The 26,475-nt window shown below is 59.2% G+C and carries 25 protein-coding genes; 14 read left to right on the top strand and 11 right to left on the bottom strand.

Annotated elements, in window-relative coordinates:
* Positions 1-4: 4 nt before the first annotated feature.
* The 4 genes from IPM54_04780 to IPM54_04765 are packed head-to-tail and all read left to right on the top strand — an operon-like array spanning position 5 to position 4,934.
* Positions 5-1,144 (top strand): DUF4185 domain-containing protein, encoded by a 1,140-nt coding sequence (locus tag IPM54_04780; protein ID MBK9259130.1) that lies wholly within the window; start codon positions 5-7, stop codon positions 1,142-1,144.
* A 47-nt stretch (positions 1,145-1,191) separates the two neighbouring features.
* Positions 1,192-2,043, top strand: a complete 852-nt coding sequence (locus IPM54_04775; GenBank protein ID MBK9259129.1) for a peptidyl-prolyl cis-trans isomerase — start codon at positions 1,192-1,194, stop codon at positions 2,041-2,043.
* Positions 2,043-3,047: a HupE/UreJ family protein gene (locus tag IPM54_04770; GenBank protein ID MBK9259128.1), complete on the top strand. Its 1,005-nt coding sequence runs from the start codon at positions 2,043-2,045 to the stop codon at positions 3,045-3,047. Before IPM54_04775 ends, IPM54_04770 begins: the two co-directional genes overlap by 1 nt.
* Before the next feature lie 15 nt (positions 3,048-3,062).
* The gene (locus IPM54_04765; GenBank protein MBK9259127.1) at positions 3,063-4,934 is read left to right on the top strand and encodes a DUF3604 domain-containing protein; all 1,872 of its coding nucleotides are present in this window, start codon (positions 3,063-3,065) and stop codon (positions 4,932-4,934) included.
* Position 4,935: 1 nt separating this feature from the next.
* On the opposite strand, the gene IPM54_04760 is transcribed toward IPM54_04765, so the two are convergent.
* Positions 4,936-5,514, bottom strand: coding sequence for an SRPBCC family protein (locus tag IPM54_04760; protein MBK9259126.1), 579 nt, complete (start codon positions 5,512-5,514; stop codon positions 4,936-4,938).
* A gap of 139 nt (positions 5,515-5,653) precedes the next feature.
* Here IPM54_04760 and IPM54_04755 point away from each other — a divergent pair, with 139 nt between their 5' ends.
* Together IPM54_04755 and IPM54_04750 are read left to right on the top strand one after the other, a co-directional pair.
* Complete coding sequence (locus IPM54_04755; protein ID MBK9259125.1) at positions 5,654-7,168, top strand: metallophosphoesterase family protein; 1,515 nt, start codon at positions 5,654-5,656, stop codon at positions 7,166-7,168.
* 1,113 nt (positions 7,169-8,281) lie between these two features.
* Entirely contained in the window at positions 8,282-8,542 is a 261-nt protein-coding gene (locus tag IPM54_04750; protein MBK9259124.1) for a hypothetical protein, read from the top strand.
* Between the two features lie 517 nt (positions 8,543-9,059).
* Here IPM54_04750 and IPM54_04745 read toward each other — a convergent pair.
* Together IPM54_04745 and IPM54_04740 are read right to left on the bottom strand one after the other, a co-directional pair.
* Positions 9,060-11,648, bottom strand: a complete 2,589-nt coding sequence (locus IPM54_04745) for a hypothetical protein (protein MBK9259123.1) — start codon at positions 11,646-11,648, stop codon at positions 9,060-9,062.
* Positions 11,645-12,046 (bottom strand): hypothetical protein, encoded by a 402-nt coding sequence (locus IPM54_04740; GenBank protein ID MBK9259122.1) that lies wholly within the window; start codon positions 12,044-12,046, stop codon positions 11,645-11,647. Before IPM54_04740 ends, IPM54_04745 begins: the two co-directional genes overlap by 4 nt.
* Positions 12,047-12,262: 216 nt before the next feature.
* On the opposite strand from IPM54_04740, the gene IPM54_04735 reads away from it, so the two are divergent.
* Both IPM54_04735 and IPM54_04730 read left to right on the top strand, forming a co-directional pair.
* Positions 12,263-12,985: a hypothetical protein gene (locus IPM54_04735; protein ID MBK9259121.1), complete on the top strand. Its 723-nt coding sequence runs from the start codon at positions 12,263-12,265 to the stop codon at positions 12,983-12,985.
* A gap of 331 nt (positions 12,986-13,316) precedes the next feature.
* On the top strand, positions 13,317-14,219 hold the full coding sequence (locus IPM54_04730; protein MBK9259120.1) for a hypothetical protein: 903 nt from the start codon (positions 13,317-13,319) through the stop codon (positions 14,217-14,219).
* A 12-nt stretch (positions 14,220-14,231) separates the two neighbouring features.
* Here the strand turns inward: IPM54_04730 and IPM54_04725 are convergent, their stop codons facing one another.
* Together IPM54_04725 and IPM54_04720 are read right to left on the bottom strand one after the other, a co-directional pair.
* Complete coding sequence (locus IPM54_04725) at positions 14,232-14,540, bottom strand: type II toxin-antitoxin system RelE/ParE family toxin (GenBank protein ID MBK9259119.1); 309 nt, start codon at positions 14,538-14,540, stop codon at positions 14,232-14,234.
* A 4-nt stretch (positions 14,541-14,544) separates the two neighbouring features.
* Positions 14,545-14,772, bottom strand: coding sequence for a hypothetical protein (locus IPM54_04720; protein MBK9259118.1), 228 nt, complete (start codon positions 14,770-14,772; stop codon positions 14,545-14,547).
* Positions 14,773-15,043: 271 nt separating this feature from the next.
* Here IPM54_04720 and dnaJ point away from each other — a divergent pair, with 271 nt between their 5' ends.
* From dnaJ to IPM54_04695, 5 genes are all read left to right on the top strand, one after another.
* A complete protein-coding gene (dnaJ, locus tag IPM54_04715; protein ID MBK9259117.1) occupies positions 15,044-16,162 on the top strand; it encodes a molecular chaperone DnaJ in 1,119 nt (372 codons plus the stop codon).
* Between the two features lie 60 nt (positions 16,163-16,222).
* Positions 16,223-17,050: a kinase/pyrophosphorylase gene (locus IPM54_04710; GenBank protein MBK9259116.1), complete on the top strand. Its 828-nt coding sequence runs from the start codon at positions 16,223-16,225 to the stop codon at positions 17,048-17,050.
* 253 nt (positions 17,051-17,303) lie between these two features.
* Positions 17,304-18,974 (top strand): IgGFc-binding protein, encoded by a 1,671-nt coding sequence (locus tag IPM54_04705; GenBank protein MBK9259115.1) that lies wholly within the window; start codon positions 17,304-17,306, stop codon positions 18,972-18,974.
* 27 nt (positions 18,975-19,001) lie between these two features.
* Positions 19,002-19,544 (top strand): hypothetical protein, encoded by a 543-nt coding sequence (locus tag IPM54_04700; GenBank protein ID MBK9259114.1) that lies wholly within the window; start codon positions 19,002-19,004, stop codon positions 19,542-19,544.
* A 135-nt stretch (positions 19,545-19,679) separates the two neighbouring features.
* On the top strand, positions 19,680-20,072 hold the full coding sequence (locus IPM54_04695; protein ID MBK9259113.1) for a hypothetical protein: 393 nt from the start codon (positions 19,680-19,682) through the stop codon (positions 20,070-20,072).
* 6 nt (positions 20,073-20,078) lie between these two features.
* Here the strand turns inward: IPM54_04695 and IPM54_04690 are convergent, their stop codons facing one another.
* The 4 genes from IPM54_04690 to IPM54_04675 are packed head-to-tail and all read right to left on the bottom strand — an operon-like array spanning position 20,079 to position 23,654.
* Positions 20,079-21,635 (bottom strand): FMN-binding glutamate synthase family protein, encoded by a 1,557-nt coding sequence (locus tag IPM54_04690; protein MBK9259112.1) that lies wholly within the window; start codon positions 21,633-21,635, stop codon positions 20,079-20,081.
* Positions 21,636-21,683: 48 nt separating this feature from the next.
* Positions 21,684-22,277: a hypothetical protein gene (locus IPM54_04685; GenBank protein MBK9259111.1), complete on the bottom strand. Its 594-nt coding sequence runs from the start codon at positions 22,275-22,277 to the stop codon at positions 21,684-21,686.
* The gene (locus tag IPM54_04680) at positions 22,274-22,837 is read right to left on the bottom strand and encodes a hypothetical protein (GenBank protein MBK9259110.1); all 564 of its coding nucleotides are present in this window, start codon (positions 22,835-22,837) and stop codon (positions 22,274-22,276) included. The genes IPM54_04685 and IPM54_04680 overlap by 4 nt, the downstream gene beginning before the upstream one ends.
* A gap of 31 nt (positions 22,838-22,868) precedes the next feature.
* Entirely contained in the window at positions 22,869-23,654 is a 786-nt protein-coding gene (locus IPM54_04675) for an ABC-2 family transporter protein (protein ID MBK9259109.1), read from the bottom strand.
* Between the two features lie 209 nt (positions 23,655-23,863).
* Here IPM54_04675 and IPM54_04670 point away from each other — a divergent pair, with 209 nt between their 5' ends.
* A complete protein-coding gene (locus IPM54_04670) occupies positions 23,864-25,429 on the top strand; it encodes a hypothetical protein (protein MBK9259108.1) in 1,566 nt (521 codons plus the stop codon).
* Positions 25,430-25,442: 13 nt separating this feature from the next.
* Here the strand turns inward: IPM54_04670 and IPM54_04665 are convergent, their stop codons facing one another.
* Both IPM54_04665 and IPM54_04660 read right to left on the bottom strand, forming a co-directional pair.
* Positions 25,443-25,805, bottom strand: a complete 363-nt coding sequence (locus IPM54_04665) for an STAS/SEC14 domain-containing protein (GenBank protein MBK9259107.1) — start codon at positions 25,803-25,805, stop codon at positions 25,443-25,445.
* Positions 25,805-26,419, bottom strand: coding sequence for an STAS domain-containing protein (locus IPM54_04660; protein MBK9259106.1), 615 nt, complete (start codon positions 26,417-26,419; stop codon positions 25,805-25,807). The genes IPM54_04665 and IPM54_04660 overlap by 1 nt, the downstream gene beginning before the upstream one ends.
* Positions 26,420-26,475 lie beyond the last annotated feature (56 nt).

Genomic DNA, 26,475 nt, shown 5'->3' with positions numbered 1-26,475 from the left:
TCTCATGAGTCAGAACACTTCGAGTGACGCCTTGATTTCCAAACGGCTTTGGTTGACATTTGGATTCATGTTCATCGCCGCCGGATGTTCGGATCCGGCAGAGGTGACGGTGCGGTCGTCGAAAGAAGTCTTCGTGCTCGAACAAAATTCGGTGATCACGGGGCGAGACGGAGGCCAGAGCGGCGTCCTTTTTGGCAAGTCGGTATGGGCTTATGGCGATACCGTGTTGGAATCGCCGGACGAGGCTGGGACGAATTGGCATCATAATTCGTTTTCGTTCACATCGGACTTCGACGCATCCGATGGAATCCAAGGTTTCAGCGAACCCGTCGATGCAGCCGGCGCGCCGCATTATCTGGTCCCACCCACGGCGGACGAAGAGGAATTCAACGTCGCGCACCGAGGTGACGATTGCGCGGAAAAGCCGTGCAATGCGCGTTTCGGAGCATGGCCGGGACGACCCATCTTCGACGAAACGAATAGCCGCGGCATCATCCCGTATGGTCTCATTTATGCCGAGCCTGGAGATTTCAATTTCCACGGAGTTGGATATGGGTTTGCCTTGTGGAACGATTTCAATGCGCCACCCGAAAGGCCCGTCGTTGCCAAAGGAACCCCGCATCCAACGCTCCTGTTTCGGGAAGACGAGCCGAATTACGGCATTTCGCCGGTCATCCGGGACGGCCAATTTTACGCATTTTCATGCGAAGGAGATGGCTTCATAAAGCCGTGCACGCTTGGACGCGTGCCGCTCGATCAACTGCAAGAGCGATCGGCGTGGACTTATTGGGATGGGGAAGCTTTCACGTCGGACGTGGATGACGCCGACGCGCTCTTCGATGGTGCGGACATCATGACGGTGCATTTCAACGAGCACCTCGGGCGCTGGACGGCTATCTATTCGGACCCGGGCACGAATGACGCGGTCATCCGCACGGCTCCTGAAATATGGGGACCGTATTCCGATACGGCAGTGCTTTTCACGGGCGATCGGAAGACGTCCGAAGGCTGGATTTACGACATGGCGGAGCACCCTGAATTTTCCGAGGAAAACGGGCGCGTTCTTTACGTGAGTTTTTCCAGGCCCACGGGCGAAGGCTGGTTCAATTCGGAAATCGCGGTCGCGCGGGTGGAATTGGAGTGATGGGCGCAAAAGCGGGCAGGTTTTTCCAAAGCGCCCTTCGGCACCGAATGACCCACTTTTTTCTGCTGGGCGGCTTGCTTTTTGCCATTGCGCCGGCGCCGAAGGAAACGCGCGCCATTCGTATCGAGCCGGAAGTGCTTGCTGCGCTTCACGCCGCCGAAGCACGAACGCTGGGGAAAACGTCTCTTTCGGCCGAAGAAAAGCAGCGCGTCGAAGCGCGCGCGATCGAAGACGAACTCCTTTACCGTGAAGCATTGCGATTGCGCATTGCAGAGGGCGACATCATCGTACGACAAAGGCTCGTCCAAAAATTGCTCGTACTTGCGGAAGACATCGACGGAGCCTCCGAACCGCTGACGGACAAAGCGCTCGAAGAATGTTTTGCTCAAACACGCGACCAGTGGACATTGCCCGCAACGATTCAATTCGTGCACGTCGTGGGGGCGTCGCAGGATGCCGCGTTGGCATTGCGAGAACGAGTCGCGGCGTATACGGCGGATCCTGCGCATGAGAACGAAGTGCCTCCGTTTGGGGAATCATTCGCGACGAATCGGCGCGTCACGGCGACCATCGAAGACGTGGCCCATGCCTTCGGACCCGACTTTGCCGCAGCCATCCAGAAGTTGCCTGCACGAACCTGGAGCGATCCCATCGCGTCGAAACACGGGTCGCATTTGGTGCGCGTCATCGAGTTCATCCCGGAAAAACCAGCCAAGATGCAGGACGTGCGGGGAAGACTCGCCGTGGAATGCCAATTGCGGAGGCGCGAAGACGCCGTGCGTCGTTACGTGAATCGGCTTTTTGGCGATTATGAAGTGTACGTCGGTGAAAACCGGGTGCGCGCGTTTTCACCAACCAGTCGCACCGCCCCACGCGGCGAAATGTCGGCAGAGGACTGATGCAGCGATTCGCCTTTGCCACTCTCGTCGCGCTCTGCCTCGTATGCTCGAGCGACGTATTCGCGCACGGCATGCGCACGGCTTACGTGGAAATCGTCGAACACGCGCCCGGACAGGCGATCCTGCGTTTTCGTACGACCGTCGATGTACGCGTGACGCCCCAGTTTCCGACGGGATGTGAATGGAAAAACGCCGGCGATGACGTGCCGCAAAGAGCCGTTCCCTCGACGAACGTGCTCGTGCAAAATGGTTCCACCTTCGTGCTACGTTGCCATGGTCCGCTCGCTGGGCGTGATGCGGGCGTGACTGGTCTTGGGACCGAAATCAGTGAAGCCGTCGTGTGGGTATCGCAAATCGATGGGACGACTTCGACGCACCTTCTCACGCCTGCCGAGCCCATTTTTCGCATACCAGCGGCATCGCGAGCTCTTGCGAATTTCACCGAATACGTGCCGCTCGGCGTGAAGCACATCCTGGAAGGCGCGGATCATTTGTTATTTCTGCTGCTCCTCGTGCTGCTCTTGCGCCGTCCGAAGAGCGTGCTCATCGCGGAAACGGCGTTTACCGTGTCGCACGGTTTGTCCTTCAGCGCTGCAGCGCTCGGGTGGATTCACGTGTCGAAAGAAGCCACGGAAGCGTGCATTGCAATGAGTCTACTGCTTCTGGCGCTCGACGTGGAGCGCAAAGACAAGGCGCCACCGTCGCCAAACGCCGCGGCCGCCTTGGCGCTCGTATTTGGTTTGGTGCATGGCCTGGGGTTTGCTGGAGGTATGGCGGAGCTGGGCATGCCATCGCAGAACATTGGATGGGCGCTGCTTGGATTTGGCGTTGGCGTCGAAGTGGGCCAAATCATGTTTTTGGCCGTGGCGCTCGTGCTCTCACATTTCTTGTTTCGCAGCCGTTTTTCTCTTCAATCCACGATCGTTTTGACATACCTTGCGGGAGGACTTGCCGCGTACTGGCTGCTCGACCGAGTGCGAGGTGTCCTTGTTGCGGGTCATTGATTGCCGAGGATTGACATGTACGAAGGACGCACGGTGTTGGTTTCGGGGCTTGCGGCGGCGCTCGTTTCGATCGTGGCAGCCGGTTGTGGCTCGCGAGGTTCACAGGCGCCCGAGGGAGGTGCTGCATTTTTGGCCGACCCGGATCCGGATCCGGGGCCGCCCGTGGATACCGGTGCGGCGTGTCCGGATGCAAACCCTTTGAAAAATGTCTACTTTGGCGAACTTCACACGCACACGTCGTATTCACTGGATGCGTATGCCACAGGCACGCGCGCGGATCCGAGCGTTGCGTATGCATTCGCCCGCGGTGCCGAAGTTCCAGTGGCGCCAGGATCGCCGAATCCTGGTGGTAAGACGAAGATCGACCGGCCGCTCGATTTCATGGCCGTCACCGATCATAGCGAATTTTTGGGCCCGATAGGTATTTGCACGTTGGACCCGAAAGCGGATGGCTACGATGCACCGTATTGCCAAGCCATTCGCAACACGGGAAGCACGGCGGCAACGGTGGTGACATACGGGACGCTGTTCCGGCTGATTCCGAAGGATCCGTCGGATCCGATTCTCTGCAATGGCACGGACGCCCGCAGCGAACGTTGCCGTCAGCAGGCGCGTACGCTCTGGAAACGGACGCAAGAAGCCGCCAATGCAGCATACGAGCGCTGTCGCTTCACGACCTTCAAGGCGTACGAATGGAGCGGTCAATCGGGTATGGCCAACATGCATCGAAATGTGATTTTCGTGGGTGACAAGGTGCCCGAGACGCCATTCGACTACATTCGGTATCCTTCGGCCATCGAGCTCTGGCAAGCGCTGTCGCGTGAATGCAAGTCATCCGAAGGTTGTGATGCGATTACCATCCCGCACAATTCGAATGCAAGCACCGGGCAGATGTGGGACACCGCAAACGATCCGCGGACGCGCAAATTCATGAAGCGTTACCAGGTGCTCGTGGAATTCTTCCAGCACAAGGGCAACAGCGAATGTTTACCCAATCAGGCGCTCGGAGATCCGGGGTGTGCATTCGAGGTGGTCCCTGGTTCGGCGCTTTCCGAAATGCTGGGTCTGCCGCAAATGCCGGGCAACAGCGAAGAAAAGAATGCAACGGGTTACGTACGAAATGGGCTCGCGCGAGGGCTCGCTTTCACCGCGCAAAAGCAGCCGAATCCCATGCAGTTTGGTTTCATCGGTTCGACGGATACGCATAACGCCACGCCGGGTAACGTGAAAGAATCCGCGTGGCCTGGCCATACCGGAGGCACCGATAGCAAACCCGAAGCTCGGCTTGCGTCACCGAATTTCAATCCGGGAGGCATTGCTGCCGTATGGGCCGAGCAAAACACACGCGAATCGATATTCGCCGCCATGAAACGGCGCGAGACGTATGCAACGAGCGGCCCGCGAATGGTGGTGCGGCTTTACGCGGCAAGTGGCGTGACGGACGACGAAGCAGCAAAGAAGCTGTGTGACGATTCGATGTTCCCCAAAGCCCTCGTGGACGCAGGCAGCGTGCCGATGGGCGGCATTTTGACATCAAAGGAAAAACCGTATCTCTTCGTGCATGCCATGAAGGACGAAACACCGCTCGAACGTGTCGAAATCGTCAAACTGACGACGGATGCGTCAGGAAAAGCGTCCGTGGTCATCGAAAAGATCGCGATTCCGGAAGATTCAGGCAATCGAGCGTGCGTGTACTGGTCGGACAAATCGTTCGACCCCGCGAAGCCGACGCTGTATTATGCTCGGGTGCTGGAGCAGCCCACGTGGCGCTGGTCGCATTACGACTGCGAGAAAGCGCCGAGCGTCGAAGGGTGCAAAGAAGGCGGCAAACTGAACGTGAAGGTTCAGGAGCGAGCTTGGACGTCGCCGATCTTTTTGGAGTTGTGAGCTAATTCTTCGCGGCGGCGGGAACGGCTTCGGGAGCCTGCGCAGGTGCGGCTTCGGCGATCTTCTTCATGTCGGCCAAACCTTTTTCGAAGTCCTTGCCGATCATCTGGTCCATATCCATGACGAGGCACATTGCCTTGCCCATGAAATCGTTCGTCCCGTCCATGAACCAGGTCACCTTGGTATCCTTGCCGGCAGGCTCGAGCTTGAACCCGTTTTGCGCAGTCGACGCGAAGGGCTTGATGAATTCGAGCTTGATGTCGACTCGTTTGTTCGGGTCGACAGCCGTAAGCGTCATCTTGCCCTCGCCAACGTCGTCGTTTCCGGTCCAGGCATAAGTCGCCCCGACGGTGCCTTGGGTGCCGTCGAACGTAGTTTTCATGTTGGGGTCGAGCTTCGACCATGGTGACCATGCATCCCACTTTTTGAAATCCGCCACTTGGGCAAACACCGCATCGGGCGACGCCGAAATGGTAGCCGAACGCTCCACGTGATACGTGGATGGACGCGTCGCGATGACGATCAAGAGCACGACCACGAGCGCGGCAGCGCCGATACCAATCTTCTTCCACTTGGACATGGATACCTCCCTCGAACGTCGGCGTTTTACCGGACCGTTTTTCCGAGGGCAAACAAAAAAGTCACCCGAACAGACGATTTTCACTATTCCCCTCCCCACCTCTTCGCGATATCCTCACGCCCGTTCACGAGGTGCCTTCATGAAACGGCTTCTGATTCGCGGCTCTGCAAACACCTACAAACTCGCTTGCGCTGGCCTCTTGGTCCTCACCGCCGTTGCCGCTGCCGCCGTCGGCTGCGCCGACGACACGTCCCAAGCCAAACCGCCTCCTGGACCTGCGCTCATCGAAAAGTTTCAACCCGAAGGGTGCGGCTTCGAAGTCGCTACGCGGGCCGAGTACATCGAGTTTCAAAAAGGAACGCCCGTCGTCTCCGCCGCGCCCGACATTCGTCGCGTTCGCATCGGACTCGGCGGCAACGTCGACGTGGGCGCCACAGGCCGTGCCGATCCGTCGACGTCCGCTGGTTTTGCTTGGCAAACCGACATCGAAACGCTCGCCAGCGACATCACGTGGGGCAAAACGCCGGATCCGTCCACCTGGCCCGCGGAAAACCGCCGCACCGGCATCACGTTCGTCTCGCCGGAAGGCCTGATTTCACCCCAAGGCGACGATCGCATCCACGAAGCCTACCTGTGCGGACTCGACCCCGCGACCACGTATTATTATCGCGTCGGAGGAGGACCCGCGGGCAAAGAAGTGTGGAGCGACGTGTATTCGTTCACCACGACGCCCAAAGATCCGAATGCCGAAGTCATTTTGGGCATCAGCGGCGATTCTCGCGGCCAAGACAACGAAGCTTGGCGCCTCATTCAACGACGCATGATGAAAGCCGGCGTCACGGCGCAAATCTTCAGCGGCGACATGATCAACTTCGCAACGGATCAAGCCGAATGGCACAAATGGCTCGATCTTTCGTGGAAAGATTCCGATGGCACGCTGTCGTCACTCGGCCAAATCCTCATGCTGCCCACGCACGGCAATCACGAAAACCACGCCGTCCACTTCTATTCGAACCTGGTGCTGCCCCAGGACGCCAAGTTTCCCAAATACAGCGAGCTTTTCTATTCGGTCGACGTCGGCCCCGTGCATATCGTCATCCTCGACGACTTCTGGGTGACCTCGCCCAATGGCGACACCGAATACGCTCCCCTCTTGAAAGCATGGCTCGAAAAAGACCTCGAAGCCGCAAATGCCAATCGCACCAATGTCCCGTGGATCATCGTTTCGCACCATCACGCTGAATTTTCGTCATCGAGCCACGGCGAAGATTCGGACGTTTTGCGCGGTCGTGAATTTTTCGTGCCAATCTGGGACAAGTACCACGTCGACTTGCTCGCCCTGGGACACGATCACAATTACGAACGCACGAAGCCGCTGTCCGGACCACTCGCTCCCGGAACGCTCGAGCCCGTTGTGCAACCCACGCCCGACAAAGGCACCATTTACATGGTTTGCGCAGGCGCTGGAGCCGATGCGTATGGCAATGGCACGAGCGCCTGGACGGATGCCAGCCGAACGTACGATGGCACGAGCGTCTTCGGCTTTTATTCGTTCGTCAAGGCAAACAAGACGACGCTCTCCATCGAATCGCACGAGCTGACCGCGGATGCGAGCGACCCCGTCATCGACACGTACACGATTACCAAGATGTAACCGTTCGCCAATACGGCCGGATGTACTGAAGCAATTGCCGCCCGGCCGCTTTCACGCGCCTCCCTGGCACGCGATTCGCTCCGATCGGCTGCCATGCGCCCCCTCCGGGTCATGACCTACAACATCCACGGAGGACGTGGGGGGCCGCATATCTCGCGCCTGGTGATATCGGGGTTCGTCCGGACATCGTTGCGGCAAGAGGTCGTGCCCAACTGGATCAGCCCAGCTCCGCTCGTCGCTTTGGCGGACCATCCGGCACCAGCGCACGCTTACTCGCCTGCCGATACTCGACACCTACCAGTTCTGCCTACCGTGGACCGGATCCGACCGGTTTTCCGAACCTCGCTGTGCACTCGTGACACGCTGAAGGCCCCGGGTCAAACGCCTTGTCGGTACGCCAGGACGAACGCGGCCCGAGCTTATCCGCCCGCCGGTGACGCGATTGCCGCGCAAACGATGATCTGCCGCTTCACTGCCGCTTCCGCTGTTGCGCCCTATGCGCCCCAGCTGGCCGCATTTCCCGTGATGCCGCTCACCATCCTGTTTCGTGGCCCTCCCGTCGGGCTTTCGCACTAGAGGCGTGCGACAAGCATCGGATCACTTGCCTGTGGGCCCCCTACCTGCGCGTGCTGCGCCTGCTTCGGCCGCTCATCATGGTCGCATACTACAAGGCGGTCTACGACGTGTGTGGCAAAGCGATCCATTTGTGGCGGGTGGCAATTCAAAACAGTGTCGCGTTGCTTCCGGCCCACGCCTGCGATCGCGCCCTCTGTTGTGTCAGGTCTACATACTCGCGTGGGACTCATCTCCTGTATTCGCATTCGAGCGCATTCCATTACAAAAACTTCTGTTCAAGCTGCGTGGGCACGAGCGCATTCATTTCAAAATGGACAACATGCCCCGGGGCGGCATCATCAAAAGCTCATCGTGGTCATCGCCTGCTTCTGGGCGCTGGAGCGTCGCTGGGATGATCGCCGCCCAGTCGCCTCGTCATAATCGTTGGTTCTCCTTCGACCCTTTCAACGTTCAAGCCTACGTGACGGGCGATGCGGTCGACGTTTTGCGCGGCTGGTTTTGCGAGCGCTGGCAGCGCGCAACCGCGGAGCCGCTCGAATGCCATTCGTCGCGCCGTATTCAATTCCGATCACGCCGACGCTCGAAGTGGACGCGCCTCAGGTCGGACTGGCGCGCACGCTGCCACGTATCGAGGATCCAAAAGCGGTCCACGAGCTGTACCATTTGCACCTGCGAGCCATCGAGCAAGCTGAGCGTTTGATTTATATAGAAAATCAATATCTTTCGTCCGATGAAATTGGCAATGCGCTGATCCGACGTATGGACCGCCCTATGCCTTGTGTTGCCCGAGAAGGGTAAAGAATGGATCTCGATCTCTACCAGCATCGGATTCTGCGATTAACCGAGCAGCGCGCCGCCCGCTCGGTTCCAAGGCAAAAAAGCCGGCAAGGGCTGCTCGGTGTTCATTCACGCGAAGGTGCTCGCCATTGATGATCGGTTCCTGCTCGTCAGCTCGGCGAATACGTCGAATCGGAGTATGGGCTTCGACACGGAGCTTGGTCTTGCATGGGAGGCACCGGCACCGACCGCGTCAGTGCGCGCGGCCCGGATCGAACTCTTGCGCGAGCATTGTGGTTTGTCCGTGGTGGAGGCCGCCTGCTCGCGCGTAGGGGAGCCGCGCCGCTCGCAGAGCAGCACCGGCTGCGCATTCACAGGCGCAATGCGGACGAAAAACCCGGCTTTCTGCTGTCCAAATGGATTCCCGACGAAACACCTCGTCCAACCCCTCGTTTCAGGAGCTTGCCCGCGCTCACAGGTTCGTGCGCGACCCAGGTTGTGCGCGGGTGCGGACAAGGTATGGGCGATGATGAGTTCGTCAACCCGTTCGCCGCAAAGCTTGCGTATACAGCGAGACGATACGGGCACGTCCACGTCGACCCAGTCCATAACCCAAACCATGTCGTACCACCTCTTGCAGGTACGCATCGTCTTCGGGGCGATCGGGTCGAATGAGCAAGCCGAGGGTTTCGAGGAATGCGACTTCGGCGGACGTAAGACTCAGGTCGGCGGGGATGAATGGAACGACGCGAAGCTCGGGGGAAACGCGGCGCAGCTTGTCGAACACGGGGCGCAACCCTGGAATTTCGCTTTCCAACTCGTCCACTTTCTTCGCTGACACTTCCGGAATGGCCTTCCTCATTGCAGCGGGCGCGAGCGGCAAGTCCGGCTTGGCATGTTGCTGTGCGGCTGCCCGGAGAAATCGAACCAAGTCGCGCGCTTGAACCACGGCATTGAAATCGCTCAAGGCTGCCAAAACCCATTTCCAAGTCTTGGCATCTTTGTCGCCCCCCATTTTTTCGTTCCAGAAGCCGTAGAGTACGGATACCAAATCCTCCATGCGCGCTTCGTTGATGGCGATGTTTTGAATGGGCGGCCAATGCGCAGATTGCAGCAGCCAACCCACGAGACGAATGGCCTCGGTGGGCGACCAGCGAAGGGACGTGTCTGCATTGCGCGCCTCGAATTGGCCGAAGTTCTGGGTAATGACGGCCGCAGCCAAATCGCGACGCAGAAATGTAACCAATCCCAAGGGACATTCCGGCTGTTCTCGCAACCGATTGGGAATGTCCTGCAACAATGCGCGCAACAGACGTCGTTTGCTTTCGGGCATGGGCGAATCTGGATCGATTTGAAAAAAACGTTCCAGCCCATCGGTCACCAGAATGACACGTTCGAATCGTTCACGAATTTGATTCACCAACGTCAGCACATCGGACGGAGGCTCTTGGGGCAATGCGAGTCGCGCGCGGATGACGTTCACCCACACGGCGACCGGGTCGATGGACTCGTCGGCCTTCTCCAAATGCGACAATGCGTCGATGGGGGAGATACCCTCGATGCCCAATTCCCGCTCCTTGCGGCGTATTTTTTCCGTCCATGCATCGCCGAGATCCTCAGATTGTAGCAGGGGAAGAATGGGAACTGGTGGCAGGGGGCTTCCATCCCGAACACGTTGTGCAAACGTGGACCAATCTCCTGCGAGCACCATTTGACCCCAGGCAAAGGTTTTTCCTGCTCCCTTTGCTCCCAAGACGACGCGATTCGGCAATTGATTGGGCGCCATCGTAACCAGCGCCCGCAATGCCGGAATGCTCAACAACCCCGGCTCGGCATTCAATTCCGCGTATTCCATGCGCTCGGTCAGCCGAATGAATTCATCGATGCTGAAGGGCATGGTGGGCACGACGGGAGCCACTATTTGATGAACCAACCGCGTGGCAAGAGCGGAGCCCACGTCCTTGCCCAACCTCGTGCCGGGTATGCGTATGCCCAGCAGATCTTCGATTGCACCGCCGCCCAATAGCTCCTGAGCAAAGTCGGCGGCCAATACTTCGATGTTTGCATCCGCTTGGCTCAGCGTTTCCGCGCTGGCCGGCATGGGCTCCACCAGAGATTCGAGCAACCGAGTGCGCGTATGCGTCAACGCATGTTCGCCTGCGTCGCCCGGCGGAACCATGGAGACGACCACCGTCGTACGCGCTACGCCGCGCTCGCGCGCAGCGTCCAGGGCCACGAGCGTGCCTTCGACGGATTGCGAGTCACATGTCGTCACCGCAAATGATTCGATACGCGGATCAAGAAACAGAGGGGAGGCGAATTCGCTGATTCCCGCGCGCGCATCGACGAGAACCACGTTCACGTCCAATGCCACGGCGAGCGCGTGAAGAGCATCGCCGACGACGAACGCGCGGCCATGGCGCCGCACGACCTGCTCCGGTATCACGGGAGGCTCGAGCAAGTCGTGCGAATTGCGCATGGCTGGCAAAAAGAAGAATTCGCGCTGGCCCACGTCGGGCAGGTCGAGCGTCACGGGCCAAGTGCGCACGAGCGAGGCAACCAAAGGAATTGCTTCGACACGCCAGTCATCAGCATCGTGAATCAAGGCCAACGTATCGAGAAACGATGGGCGCTCGACTTCGGATCGGCGCAGCATCCACGTCAACCCCGGAGCCTCGACGTCCGCATCCACCACGAGCACACGCGACGGAGGACGACGTTGCAGCAGAGCCGCCAACGTGGCCAAAAGCGTCGTCGTCCTACCGACACCGCCTTTGTAAGAATGGTATGAAGCAATCGTGCGGTCGTCGGGAAACGGCGGCAAATCGATAATCCCTTGCCCTTTCCACAAGGGACGAGTCACGACAGGCCAAATTTCATCTGGCGAAGCGTAATGAACCGGGAGTATGCGGTCGGTGCCTGGCACGCTTTGGAGTTTTACGAGAGAACCAAGAGGATCCCATGCCCCGCCGAGCAAGTGAGACAATACGGTCGGGACCCCTTGTCGCGCATCATCCGCGACATAAATGCGGATTTCATGCGGATTGCTCACGACATCCACCCAAGGAGCTGCTTTGGCGTTTTGCAGGCGGCGCGCCACGTCTCGGTGCGTGAGGAATAAATTCATGACTGGTTCTCCGCAGCCCAATTCAGGACGGATTGAAGGCTATGCAATAGCTGATCACGGTCTTGCCGAGTCAGTCGTCCGCCATAGCGAAAAAGCGAATGAAGGTTTTCCGGTGCGATATACGTTCCCGATGGCGTCTCAGCGGTATATCCCCTTATCTCGGGCGCTCCAAGCTTCGCAGCCAAACGATCGATGGCATGCCCAAACCGTGCATCCTCGGGAATGCGGGACGTATGGTGAAGTTTTTCCCGACTCATGAGGCAATGATTAAGACAACATTCGACCGCGTACAGCAGCAGAAGCAGGTGGTCATCGTGCGCGGGATTTTTTCGCCCTAGCTCTTCATGACGTTTCCAAGCTCCTTCCAAACTCTTCTTGTCAACATCGATGCGGCTCACTCCGGCCTCCACGCACCATGAAAACGCGCAACGTCGCCGCTGAGACGAGTATGGTCGCACCATGTTGCGCGCCGACCGTACACAGCGTCGCAGGGAAGTGTCAAGCTCATGCGGCTCCGACGCGCTTCGCTACCGACCTCCACCCCCAAGTGTCGAGTCGACCAGCGCCGACAGAAACGTTGACACCCCTCACGCATCCATGCCAACATCGCTCACATGAACTACAGCATTGTCACGATTCGTCGTGGATTGCGCAATCTCTTCGTCGAACGCACGGATGCGCTCAATGCGAGCAAGGCCGGCGCGTATTACAAAGAAGACCTGCACGAGGCGCGCATATCCATCGATGCCATCCCAGAAGCCATTACGTCGCCCCCGTACAAGATCGAGCTTCGTACGACCGACGAACGCCACGATCGCCTCGGTCGCGTCATGTACTTCGTCACCGAGGCATGTTTTCACGATCCCGATGCATCGCTCGAAATGGTCGCTGCTGCGCGACAAATTCGAGAAGCCTTCATTCCGTCACTCGATGAGTTGACCGGTTCGTACGCGACCGAAGCGGAACGCGCAATGAAGCGCAAACCACTGCTCCAATCCCTCGGCGAACCATTGAAAATGTTCGTGCTCCCGTGGGACCCGAACCGAACGCTCTTGGATGTCGCCACGTCCTTTTTGACCGAAGCCGAGAAGCTCGAAGGATTGCTCGACGAACGAGCCGACGTGCCCAAAGCCGCTCGCGCCCAAGCGCTCGTCTTGCGAACGAAAACGATGGGGCTACTCAATCGTTTCCGCAAAGACCTGAAAAAAGAAATCGAACGCGACGCGAACCTGCCCCGAGACCTCGAACAACGCGTCTTCGGTTTCTTCGATACGCTTCACAACATGGAAATGGCCGGCAAATCCAATGAATCGGCCGGCGAAAACAAACCTCAATAATACCTAGTCATTCAAACAGCATCGGCGAATGTGTCGAAGACGTCGCCGCGTGCTTTCGAATGGACCCGCCTGCGCCTCGAAGCCGTGGCCCGGTGATTCGAATGTGACCGATGGCAAGGATTGAAGGCGTCGCCGCGTGCTCGCACAAGGACCGGCTACGTGTCGGAGACGAAAGCAAGCGCTGCCGATGGGACCAAACCACGGCTCGAAGACGTAGGCAGGTGCTCGCGAGAGGACCGGGCACTGTAGCGAAGACGTAGCTGGATGCGTTCAGAGGGACTCGAGCCGTCCCGTCATCGACAGGTCCGCGGTCACGCACTAGATCCGCTTGATGACCGTAACAAAACCTTCGAATGCAAAGTATCTCTCGCTTCTCGGTGCGCTCGCGAGCTTGGCCCTTGGCTGCGGCGATGGATCAGGGACCACGGACGCGGGCAACGTGCAGATCTTCGTCGAAGCCGAAGATACGATTCCCAACGGTTTGTCCGCGGGCATGGGCGAAGAGAACATCCTCGATGGATGGAACGTCAAGTACAGCCGCTTCGTCATCGCCATCGGCAACTTCCGTGCATCTCGATCGGATGCCACGGACAAACTCACCGCACCCGGCGTCTACGTGCTCGATCTGATGAACGTTCCTGCTGGAGGTTACATCGTGCACACGTGGAACGGTGTGGAAGCGACACGATGGGATCGCTTCGGGTTTGACCTTCCAAACGCGGGCGCGGATGCGAAGGCGCTCGAGCCGACGACCGATGCGGACAAGGCGTTGCTCGTGGACAACAAGGCATCGGTGTACATCGAGGGCGAGATTGACAATGGGACGACGAAGAAGACGTTCAAGTGGGCACTACCCGCGGGGACGTCGTTCGACGATTGCGCCGATGAAAACGGGCTGGCGGGGTTTGCCGTTCCGGCGGGCGGGTCGGTCGCCATCAAGCCGACGATTCACGGTGATCACTGGTTTTTCAACAGCGTGACGGCGGGCGTCGAGCTGACCGAGCGGTATGCGCAGTACATCGCCGACAGCGACCTCGACATGGACGGCGAAACGACGATTGCCGAGCTTCAAGCGGTCAAGGATGCTGATCTTGCGAAGGCGTTTCCGGCCGACAAGTACAACCTTTCCGGTGTGGTCATCGAGAGCGCCTACGACTACGTGCTCGCGCAGGCTCGGACGCTGGGCGACTTTCAGGGCGAGGGGGAATGCCCGACGCGCGGGGAGCTGCCGTGATGAGAAGCGTCATCAAAGCGGCGGGCCGTATTCGCGGGACGTGTGCCATACGGCAAGAATGGTGACGAGCCGCTGCGTCTCGTTGACGACGTAGTAGACGTGGTGGCGCGTGCGGAGCAAGAGGAGCCGTCGGACGTTGGGATATTTCGACAAGCGGTAGCGGGAACCCGCGTTGGGAATCCGAAGGAGCAGATGCCTTGCGCCAGCAAGCTCCTCGCGAAAGAGATTCGGACGTTGCGGCCGATTCGCCTTCCACCACCGGGAGATTTCGCGCACCTGCTCCCGCGCCATCTCGGTGACGATGACACGATAACGCGGCACCCTGTCAAATCTCCGCGAGGACCTCGTCGAAGGACACCACGCGACCCGCCTCCATTTCGGCCATGGAGGCTCGGAGGAAGTCATCGAGACGCAAACGCTCTTGGTCCTCCAGCGCATCGTCCATCTCGACGATGACAGCAAGCTCGACCTCAGTGTCATCAGGGAGATCGAGTTGTGTGTCCACCTCGAGCCGCCCACCCCGCACCCGACCACGTACTGTCGCTAGGTCCATGTATGAATGTTATCACGTGGGAGCGGGGTTGGCAGCGTGTTTTCGAGCTTGTCCGATAACGTAGAATTGTCGCGGCAAACCTCGCTCGACGCGGCCACGTACTCTTTTCCGGTGTGGTGATCGAGAGCGCCTACGACTACGTGCTCGCGCAGGCTCGGACGCTGGGCGACTTTCAGGGCGAGGGGGAATGCCCGACGCGCGGGGAGCTGCCGTGACGAGAAGCGTCATCTGAGGCTGGGAAACGGGCCGCAACAGTGCTATCTGGGGCTTCGTGCGCGATCCCTACGACGTTCTCGGTGTTGGCCGAACGGCAACACAGGACGAGATCAAGAGCGCGTTCCGCAAGCTTGCGGGGCAGCATCATCCGGACAAAAACCCCGGAGACGATGGCGCTCATCAGCGGTTCAAGGAAATCAACGCGGCTTATCAAATCCTGAGTGATCCGCAAAAACGTGCGGCGTTCGACAGGTTTGGCCCGATGGGTGTCGGAGGCGCGGGAGGACAACCGTCGAACCCGTTCGCTGGCGGTTACGTCGACATCAACGACATCAACATCGACGGCATCTTCGGCGATCTGCTGGGAGCGCTCGGCATCAAGGTGGGCGACCGCGGCAACCTGCAGAAGGAAATCCGCATCAGCTTCGAAGAAGCCGCGTTCGGCTGCACGAAAGAGCTGACGTACGATCGCGTCGAACCGTGCGGCGATTGCGTAGGAACGGGCGCAGCCAAAGGTTCCAAGACCGATCGTTGCGACATGTGCATGGGTCGCGGACGCATCCGTGTGCAACAAGGCATGTTCCCGATCGCCATCGAAAAGCCTTGCACGCGTTGCCGAGGCACCGGACGCATCGTCACGGATCCTTGCAACACGTGTCATGGTGCGGGTCTCGTCACGAAGAAGAAGACCATCGAAATCACGATTCCCGCAGGCATCGAAAACGGTGCAACACGGCTCGTCGAACGAGGGGGCAACTGCACGCGTCCCGATCGTGGACCGGGGGATCTGGAGCTTACGATTCGCGTCGCTCCGCACGAGTTTTTCCGACGCGCGGGTGACGACGTCGTTTGTACCATACCCATCTCGTTCCCCATCGCAGCGCTTGGTGGCGAGATCGAAATCAAGACGCTCGAGGGGAAAGGCAAGCTGCGCATCCCAGCGGGCACGCAGCCTGGAGCCGTGCTTCGCGTCAAGGGCAAGGGGATTCCACGACGCGTCGTCGGCGGTCGAGGTGATCAGCTCGTGGAGATCGGCATCGAGGTGCCGACCAAGGTAACGACGGAGCAACGCGAGCTCATCGAACGACTTGCGGAGACGCTGGGCGAAGCGCCGAGCGCGCCGGATGAGCACGAGCCGAGCTTCATGGACAAGCTGAAGAGCCTCTTCCAGTAGAGTCCGCGTGGGCATCCCGAATCAACCTCGATCCAAATGACTCGCCGCTCTAGTATGAGTGTGCCCATGATGAAGTTCATCGACGTGCTCAGCGACTCGACCGGAGAAACGGCCGAGAAGGTCGTGCGTGCAGCGCTGCTGCAGTTTCCGCAACCGGGCGTGCAGATTCGCCTGCACACGCGCGTGCGCACGAAAGAGGTCGCGCGTCCGGTGCTCGAACGTGCAGCGAAAGAAAACGCGCTGCTCGTCTTCACCGTCGTCAGTCCCGAGCTGCGTGAGTTCATTCATTCGGCGACGGCCGAGCTGCGCATCGAAGCGATCGACGTCATCGGATCGCTCATCGGCAAGCTGAGTGCATTTCTGGATCGCGAACCGATCAACCTGCCGAGCGCGATGTTGCCGCTCAGCGACGAGTACTTCCGGCGCATCGAAGCGGTCGAGTTTGCGGTGAAGAGCGACGACGGCAAAGAGCCGCGGAACTTCCGTCGCGCAGACATCATTCTCGTGGGTGTGTCGCGCACGTCCAAGACGCCGCTTTCGACGCTTCTAGCGCAGCGAGGGCTGAAGGTAGCAAACCTGCCGCTCGTGCTCGGAGTGCCTTTGCCGCACGAGATCGAAGAGGCGCCGAGTGATCGGATCGTGGCGCTGACAATCGGCCTCGACCAACTCTGCGAGATTCGGCAAGCGCGTCTGCGGCAGCTTGGGATGCCGCCCGAGACGAACTACGCGATGCGCGAGCACGTGCGGCAAGAGCTGGAGTTCGCGAACAACATTTTCCGAGCGCATCCTGAATGGCCGGTGGTCGATGTGACGGGGCGTGCGATCGAAGAGACGGCGGTCATCATTCTGGAGAGCATCAACGAGCGGAGCAAAGCCGCACACTCGTGAGGTTTTTCCCAGAGTTACTCCACGGGCTGCTGCGCGTTGCGAAGCGTCGGTCGGGCTTGCTCAGCGTACAAAGTACGCTTCCGCCGCCCTCCCTAGCTTCACGACGCTCGCGACGCCCGTGAAGCAACTCTGATCCGACTCAATTACTTTCGTCGTTTTCGCTGACTGGAACTTTGGCACGGCGCTTCATTCGTCCGCGCACGTGTGCTGGTGGCTTGTGTTCACGGGCATCGTGAACGGATAATCTGTCGACATGAACACTCGACTTTCGCGCACTGCACTGGTCGCTTTGGGTTTGGTCGCGGTAACTGCGTACCTGGGTGCGGCTTGCTCAGCGGGCGGCGGCAGAGTTACGTCTGGCGCAGGTGGCGACGGGGGCGATGGTCAAGGCCAAGGTGGATCCGGTGGGGATGGGGGGACGATTTTCCCCGTGGGCGCGGGTGGTGGAGGCAACGAAGGTCCTGGCGGGGATCCGACGACGTGCGCCGAGGCGGCGATGTATCGCACGTACATTGGTTGTGACTTTTGGCCGACGGTGGTCGCGAACAACGTGTGGTCGGTATTCGACTATGCGGTTGTCGTGGCAAACGCTGGCGATCAAGCTGCCGACGTGACGGTGACTCGAGGGGCCAACACGATTGCCACGGCGACCGTCGAACCAAACGACTTGGCAAAGATCTACTTGCCTTGGGTGCAGGCGCTGAAAGGTCCCGATGCGGACGCGTGTGGTTCGGCGACGCCGCTTTCTGCGACGGTGCGTGAGCCCGACGGCGCGTATCACCTCGTGAGCAGCCGGCCGGTGACGGTCTATCAGTTCAACGCGCTCGAGTACGCGGCGCAGGGCGGCCCGCCGGGCAAGAACTGGAGTTCGTGCCCTGCGCAGCAATGTTTCCTCGACTGTTTCTCTTACTCGAACGATGCGTCACTGCTATTGCCAAGCACGGCGATGACGGGCAACTATCGCATTACGTCGCAAGCTGGCTGGCCGGGAGCGGCCAACATTGGAGCTTATTTTGCAATTACCGGGACCGAGGATGCGACGAACGTGCAGGTCAAGGTTTCGGGCAAGGGTCAAATCTCGGCGGGAGGAGGCGTTCCGGCGACAGGACCGAATGGGCTGGCGACGTTTTCCGTGAACAGGGGCGAGGTCGTCGAGGTGGTATTCGATCCGAGCTCGGATCCGGCCGGTTCGTTGGTATACGCCGACAAACCCGTTCAAGTCATTTCGGGATTGCCGTGCACGCAAATGCCCATTGGAACGCAGGCGTGTGACCACATCGAGGAAACCGTACTCCCTGCGGAGACGCTCGGAAAGCGATACTTCGTCGTGCCACCGACATCTCCCAATGGCAACGTGGTGGGTCATGTCGTGCGCATTTATGGCAACGTCAATGGCACGCAATTGAGCTATCCGGGGGCCACGCCGCCGAATGCACCGCTCAGCGTCAATGCGGGCCAAGTCTTCGACCTCGGCGTCGTCTCGGCACCCTTCGAGATCGTCGGCACCAACGAATTTGCGGTCGCATCGTTCCAGCTCGGCGCGGCCCTGGTCGATCCCAACGCTCTCGAGCAAGCCAAGGGTGATCCGGCGCAAAGCAATGCCATCGCGGTGGAGCAATTTCGTATCAAATACGTATTCCTGGCACCGAGCGATTACGACGTCAGCTACGTGGACATCATCCAACCGATGGGGGCGAACATCGTGCTCGACGGAAACGCCGTGTCGCAGTCGCCTACGCCCATCAGCTCGAATTACGGCATCAATCGCGTCAAGCTCGGGCCTGGCGTCAATGGCGCACACGTGCTCACGTCGAGCGAGGCCGTGGGCATTCAGGTCGTCGGGTACGGGTCGTACACGAGCTATCAATATCCCGGTGGCATGAATCTGAAAACCATCGCCCCGCCCCCTCCGCCACCCAACTGATCCTTCCGCATCGAACACGCTCGCATCATGCTTACCGTTCCAATGCTTCTTCGTGCGCGCTTCAGGTTCGTCCTGGGCATACCCCTCATCATCGCAGGCATATTTGGCCCTTACGGTTGCAAGTCTTCGGGTTCGTCGCCGCCATCGGCGGACGGCGGATCCGGGGGCGAAGGCGGCTGTCCGCTTCGGCCTCCGGAACCTCAATTCGTGCTCGAAATACGTGCCGAGGACGGGCCGCTTCCCAAAGACACGCGGGTGTCGGCGGAATGGAGTGCAGCGGACGAGCCGGCGTTTGTCCTGTCCGATCCCGAGACATGGAAAACGCTGGACGATGGGGTCAATCTCGTCTGTCGCATCGATCGCACCAAACCGCCACCGGAAGACCTGTCGGTGCTCGTTTGCGAATTGTGGACGAGCGGCGCGGTGAATTTGCACGTGGAAGCGACTGGATATGTTTCCCACGAGGAAACGCTGAAACCAGTCATGAGCGAGCTTTGCGGCGATCCGATGCCCACGGATTTATCGATTATGCTTGTGCGGCCAGTGCCCGATGGCGGCACGGAGCCGTAACTCGAGACTGCGTCCGCAATGACGCAGTGTGGTAAGTCATATTAGGTCACACCTTCCACCAAACGCGCGTTTCTCCACATTGACAGCGTGCTCGGGACGTGGTCCATTAACGGGCGTCAGGAGGTCCGGATCGTCATGAAGAAGATGTTTGCTTTTGCTGCTTTAGCCGTTGCCACCGTCGCTGGAGCTGCATTCGCGGCCGAAGGTTATTCGCTTGCCGTTGCCGGTGGCAAGGGCAAGGTCAACGAGAAAATCACGTCGACCATCACCGTGACGGCAAAAGGTGACCATCACGTCAACAAGGAATACCCGCACAAAGTGCTGCTCACGGCCCCCGAAGGCGTAAAGGTCGACGCGAAGGTCATGGGCGTGGTCGCCTCCGAAACGACGCTCACGTTCACGGTCGTGTCGACGCACGCAGCCGCTGGTACGAAGCCCATTGGAGGCGAAGTCAAGTTCGCCACGTGCACGCCGTCGTCTTGCATCCCCGCCGTCGAAAAGGTCACGATCAACGCAACGGCGCAGTGACGAACATCAAGCAGCCGGCACGAGCAATCCGCTCTCCGTTTCCACGACCGGTTGCCCCGCCATGATTCTGCGAATCACTTCCTGATCCGTAGCCGACGGACGCCCCCAATTCGCTTCGTACTCGAAAATCGAACGTGCCGACCTGGCACGCAGGCGATCATCGATGATGTCCATGTTTTCGAGGGTGATCAGCGACGGGTGGGGCACTCCGCACGCGCGCGAGAGCTGCAAAATTTCCTTGCGCAGCGTCATGATGTAATTGGCCAATCGAGCCGCCTTGTCGGTCGGATCGAGGCCCCGCATGAGCCATTTGTTTTGCGTCGCGATGCCCGTCGGGCAATGTCCCGTATGGCACCTTTGCGCTTGAATGCAACCAATGGCCAGCATCGCTTCGCGCGCCACGTTGATCATGTCGCACCCGAGCCCAAATGCGAGCAGCGAAACTTGAGGAAAGCCGAGCCTCCCCGATCCAATGAAAGCAACGTCGTCCGTGAGCCCCGCTTCCGCAAAAATGCGATACACGCGGCTCATCGCAATCTTGAACGGAAGCGATACGTGATCGCTGAACACGAGCGGCGCGGCGCCCGTTCCCCCTTCGCCGCCGTCGATCGTGATGAAGTCCACGCCGCGATCGCCGCGCGCCATGAGCCGCGCCAGATCCTCCCAGAATTTGCTCTCGCCCACCGCGGACTTGATGCCTACCGGAAGCCCCGTTTCTTCGGCAATCTTTTCAACGAAATCGAGCAATTCGTCGGCCGAAGAAAAGGCCGTATGGCCGTTCGGGCTGATGCACGTTTGCCCTACGGGAATGCCGCGAATTTGCGCGATTTCCGGCGTGACCTTCGCGCCCGGAAGCACGCCTCCGAGCCCCGGCTTGGCCCCCTGGCTCAGCTTGATTTCAATCATGCGAATCGGCGCCGAAGCCACCGTTTCACGTAGCCGCTCCATGGAAAAACGCCCGCGTGCGTCGCGACAACCGAAGTAACCAGTACCAATTTGCCAAATGAGCTCCCCGCCGTTGCGATGATACGGTGAAACCCCACCCTCCCCCGTATTCTGCAGGCATCCGGCAATTTGAGCGCCGCGATTGATCGCTTCGACCGCCGGACCACTGAGCGACCCGTAACTCATTGCCGACGTATTGACGACCGACGGCGGCCGATATGCCTTCTTGCGCTTGCGTTTTGCGCCGATCACCTTGGCGCAAGGAACCTTGTACGTCGAATCATACCCAGGCTCACCGGCATGAAGCTCGGGAAGCGGGAATGCCGCGTGCTTGATGATCAAGTAATTCGGCGACAGCTCTAGGTCGTTGTCCGTACCGAACCCGAAATAATTGTTTTGCTTTTTCGCGGACGCGTACACCCACGTGCGTTGGTCACGACTGAACGGCCGTTCTTCGTCGTTGTTCGTGACGATGTATTGGCGCAGCTCGGGGCCAATCGTTTCGAGCCAGTATCTGAAATGCCCGATGACAGGAAAGTTGCGCAAGATCGCATGGCGCGTCTGCGTGACGTCGTAAATCACGACGGCGAGGAGCACGGCAATGGCAAGAAGAAAAATCCACACGGTTGTTTCCCTCGAATGCTCGAAAACGATCGCTCAGGCAGACTACCGCATCCGAGGCGCGCTTGTCGAGGGTCTCTTTCCGTCCGGCGTCTTTTCGATCTCCGATAGCGTTTTGTCGATCCAACGCTCGATCACCCGCGGAAACGGCCACATCCACCCATAATCCGGCCCAGTGAAACGGCGTACGATCTTCGCCCGCAAGTCGGGTGATCGCGCCGCATCGATGCCTTCGATTTCCGCGACGGCCCACAACGTCTCTTCGTACGCTTCCCATTCGAAACGAGCTCGAAACCAGGCAAGCCCCATCGGAAACGGTAAAACTCCATAAAGAAGCACCATACCGATCCAGCCATATCGCTCGAATTGCGACACGTGTACGGCTTCGTGTCGCAAGACTTCGATGGAGTACGCTGCGGGCCAGTCGTCGAAATCATCGGGAACGTAAATGGTGTGTCCAAGCGTCGTGACGTAATGCGATAGATACGTCCGTTGTCCGCCGAACGTCACGGCGAATAGAGCCATCCCCGCGGCGCGTTGATGCCAATATGCCGATTTTTTGACGACTTGAATGGGCTTCGGACGCTGCGCAAAGTCCCGCAGGAGTCGAGCGAGCGCTTCTTTCGCCGAATCACTCATCGTTTTCCCTCGCCCACGTCGATACGACCGAGCCGCCCAAGAAGGTCGGCGCGGTCATCCATCGCTTGTCCCACGAGCCGCCGGGCGGAATCTTCATCGAGCTTGTCGATGCCGCGTTTGACGAGCTCGTCGTGTTCGGGAGCAGAAAACGAAACGAGGTAATGAAAAACGCCCCGCGTCGACAGGGCGAGCGTCCCTTGCTTGGGCGCTACGCGAAGGAGTCGCCCGATGGCCGCTCCCAAATAACCACCCGCGGCACTCGCAAAACGTCCGCCTTTGTACGAAAGCGAAATGTGATGCTCGAATTCGCCTTTGTCACTCTTTGCAATGGTATAAAAGACGGCTACATCCGCGGACGTCATGAACGCGCTTCCGGCAGCAAAAGGATCTGCGGGCGGCGGCTTTCCCGCATATTCTACCGCGACGGGCAATGCACGATCGAGCCCGCCGGCGATTTCCATCAAATGTTCGGGCGCAAAGACGCGCGTATACCGAGGCATCCGCACGATCCATCGGTACACGAGGAAAACCAAGAGCGCGACGAACAGCCATTTCAACATGGTATTCTCAATTTTGTTGGGCCAGAACGAATCAGCTCGACGCAGATGTATAATGTCCGAGCGCCCGGGTCCACACGAATCGCGCAACACTCGAAAAAAGCACGGCGCCAACGAGCGTCCCGACGAAGAGGCCGGGCGTGAGCGTTCCCAGAAGCGCCTCGGCAGGGTATGTCGTCATGATTCCAACTGGAATGACGAAGGTGAACAAGATGCGCCAAACGCCTTTGAACACCGTCACGGGCCAGCGGGCAAAATCAAAGATCGAGGAAAACAGGTACGCCAGATTGTCGACCTTGACGACCCAAAACGCCGCCGAAATGACGAGAATCCAAATCGAATACAGCACGACCGTTGCAGCACCGAGCATCACCAGGGCCGCAAGGACGCCCCACGCGCTTGGCGCTCGCCCCATTCGAACGAAGGCCAGCGTGCCGAGCCCAATGCCCGCGAACACATCGACGACGCGAAACACGTCGAACTTGGTCGTCGATACGAGAAATTGCGCATCCGCAGGCTTCAGCAGCACGAAGTCGAACGTGCCCATTCGTATTTGATCGACCACCGTGAGCAGCGACGGATTGACCGCACCGTCCAGCACGGCTCGTAACATCGTGAATACCGCCACCACCACGAGCGCCGATTCGTACGTCCAGCCTTCGACGGGCGGGCGGTCGTGAAACGCCACGTAAAATGGCACGAGCCCGGTCGCCGTCCACAGAAGACTCAGCACCGCGCTCAGCACGAAATCCCAGCGATATTGCATCGCCATCGTGAGCGACTTGCGCAGCGCGAGCCCGAGCAGAAAGACGTACCGCATCGACCGAGGTTGCACCGTAGAACGACGAAGCGCTTGAAACAAGGGGGCTGCTCCAAAATGGAGCGCCCGATCCGCTTCGGAGCTGGCTCGCGCTTCGTTTGCGGCCGCCGCGCTCTGCATCGGCCCGCAATTCGTACACCCAATTACATGCAGCACCAAAATCGCAATTGGCCCGGATCATGCTGAAGCTCAAAACCGAGGTGAAGCCAATGACCGTGAATGAAGAGTATCGGACCAAGAAGTCGAATGGAAGTGCCAATGGTAGCTCATCGACGCACATGGCCATTGTCTTGCCGAAATCGGAATCCGATGGTCACAAGCTTCGATACAATGACGGATGGCGCGCGGGCAAACCGGCGGAAGACCCTGAAAAGACGAAGAAGTGGGGCTGGATTAGCGCGAGACCCAGCGAATTTCTCGTGCACATGCGCCGCGGCAAACTCATGCCGAGCTCGGGGCAAGGCGCGTCGTGCTTCAAGTGGCCCGGAGATTCGGTGGCGATCGTCCCGACGACCATTCAAAAGCTGCGTTTCACGGCCGATCAAGTCACGAACGAGAAGGTAGGCGTCGAAGTCACGGGGCTTGCGGTGTATCGCATTGCCGAACCGATGATCGCGTTCCGGATGCTGAATTTCTCATTTCCCGAGCGCGCACAGGAAAAACTCGAAGAAATGCTCGTCGAGATGTTCGTCGGCGCAGCACGACGCCTCGTCGCAAACTTGGCGGTCGAAGAATGCTTGGTCAGGCGGAAAGAAGGCATTGCGCAAGAATTGATGCGTGAAATTGCGCCCGTCGTTTCCGGCGCTGGAAGGCTCGAGGACGACACGGACAAAGGCTGGGGCGTCGTCATCGATACCATCGAGATTCAGGACGTGCGCGTTCTTTCTCCGACGGTATTCAGCAACATGCAGGCGCGATTTCGTCAAGAGCAGGAACAAAAAGCGCGAGAAGCGTCGCTTCAAACGGAGCGAGCCATCAAGCAGGTCGAAGCGGAGGCGAGCCGCACGATCGAATTGACGAAGCTGCACGCAGAATACGAAATCAAAACGCGGCGTCAAGAATCGAGCGAACAGGCGCGGCTTGGTGAAATCACGTCCGAAGCACGGGTGTCCGAAGCAAGGCTCGTGCAAGAACGAGCGAGCGAGGAGCGCAAGATCGCGGTCGAGCGCGAGATCAGATTGGCAAAACTCGCATCCGAGCTCGAATTGAAGCAACGCAAGCAAGCGGCAGAAGAACAAGCACGCATCGAAGAGCTGGCGGCGCAAGCGAAATTCAACGAGGCTCGGATCAATCACGAACGTCAGATGGCCGCAATTCGCATGCAGGCCGAAATCGAGCAAGCTCAGCTCATGGCAGAAGCCACCGCCGCGCGGCACGCAGCGAAACTCGCAGAAGCGACGCAGGAAATCGAGCTATTGCAACAACAAGCGGCCCTCGTGAGCGTGCGTCGCAGCATTGCGGAGGCGGAGCTTGCCATTACGGAAGTCGAAATGCGCAAAACGAGTTTGGCGCAGGAGCTCGAGCTTGCCAAGGCTCGCACGATGCGCGAGGTCGAAAATACGGTATCGCAGGAGGTCATTCAATTGACCGTAGCGCAGCAGCTCCCGCAACTCGCGGCCGCATTCCAGCAAAAGATGGGCGAAGTGCACATCACGTCCGTCGACGGAGCGAATCCGTTTGGCTACATTGCATCGGCGGTGGAAGGCGTCATGGGTCTGGCGCGATCAGCAGGTTTGACCGTGCCCTCAGGAAAAGAAAAGCCCGTCGAAAACTGATTGCCTCGACCACTTATTCGTCGAGCCACGCCATGGCCGACGGTTCATCGTCGAAACACTTCAATTCCGTGTTTCGCATGGACATTCTCATCATGAAGTTGATGGCTGCGCGCACGAGCTTGCTCGTCACGACCACGGACGTGCGCCGCGTATAGGGCGTGAATTCCTTCGTAAATATGCGGCGGCTCTCAGGCGAATACTCGGTCCCCGCCGCGACGTTGCAAAGCAAATCGCCTTTCGTCCCGATTCTCTTTGCAAGCTCCTTGGATTGCTCGAGCAGCCCGAGCGCATCCTGGCCGCTGACTTGGCCACTCACTTGGCACCGGACGACGTGCTTTCCGCCTTTGGTCTGGTCCTCTCGCGCGACGATCGGCATCAATCCCTCCTCTTCCTTTTCATTGGGACGCGTCTTGCCATTTGTTTGTCCTGAAATACCCACGCCAATGCGTCGGACAATCGGGCCATCGTGGGAATATCCACGCGCACATCCAATTCGACCATGGCTCGAGCCACGGCTGACGTGACGCCTGTAATGATGGTGCAGGCCCCGAGAAGCCCCACGGCACGTGCCGTCGCGACGAGCGCATTGACCATGCTGGCATCGGCGTCGGAAACTCCCGTTACGTCAAGAATGACGTGCGTCGCGCCGTCATGCGTGACGCGCCCCAGCAAAATTTCCGAAATGGCAGCCTGTCGCTCTTCGTCTATTTTTCCAATGAGCGGCAGTGCGATCACGCCCGGCCACACCGCGATGATGGGCGTCGACAACGCGCGCACGAGCGCGCGATCTCGTTCTGCCAACGTGAGCGATTGCTCTTCGATTTCGCGACGCTGCGCTTCGTTCTCGTTCTTCGACAAGACGAGCTCGTCGATGAGCATATTGACGGCCACTTCGACCTCGAGCAGCCCGTCATCACGCTCGGTCAGCGGCACTCGTACGTCGTACTCACCACGCGTCGCCGCCGCGATCCCTTCGCAGATGTTGCTCACTCGCTCCTCGAAGTTTTCGAGTTCGCGTTCAGTAGCCATCACTTTGGCATTGTGCC

This window comes from Polyangiaceae bacterium (genome assembly GCA_016715885.1).
Classification (GTDB): domain Bacteria; phylum Myxococcota_A; class Polyangia; order Polyangiales; family Polyangiaceae; genus Polyangium.
Note: the sequence above shows the minus strand (reverse complement) of the source record. Positions and strands in the feature narration are given on the sequence as shown.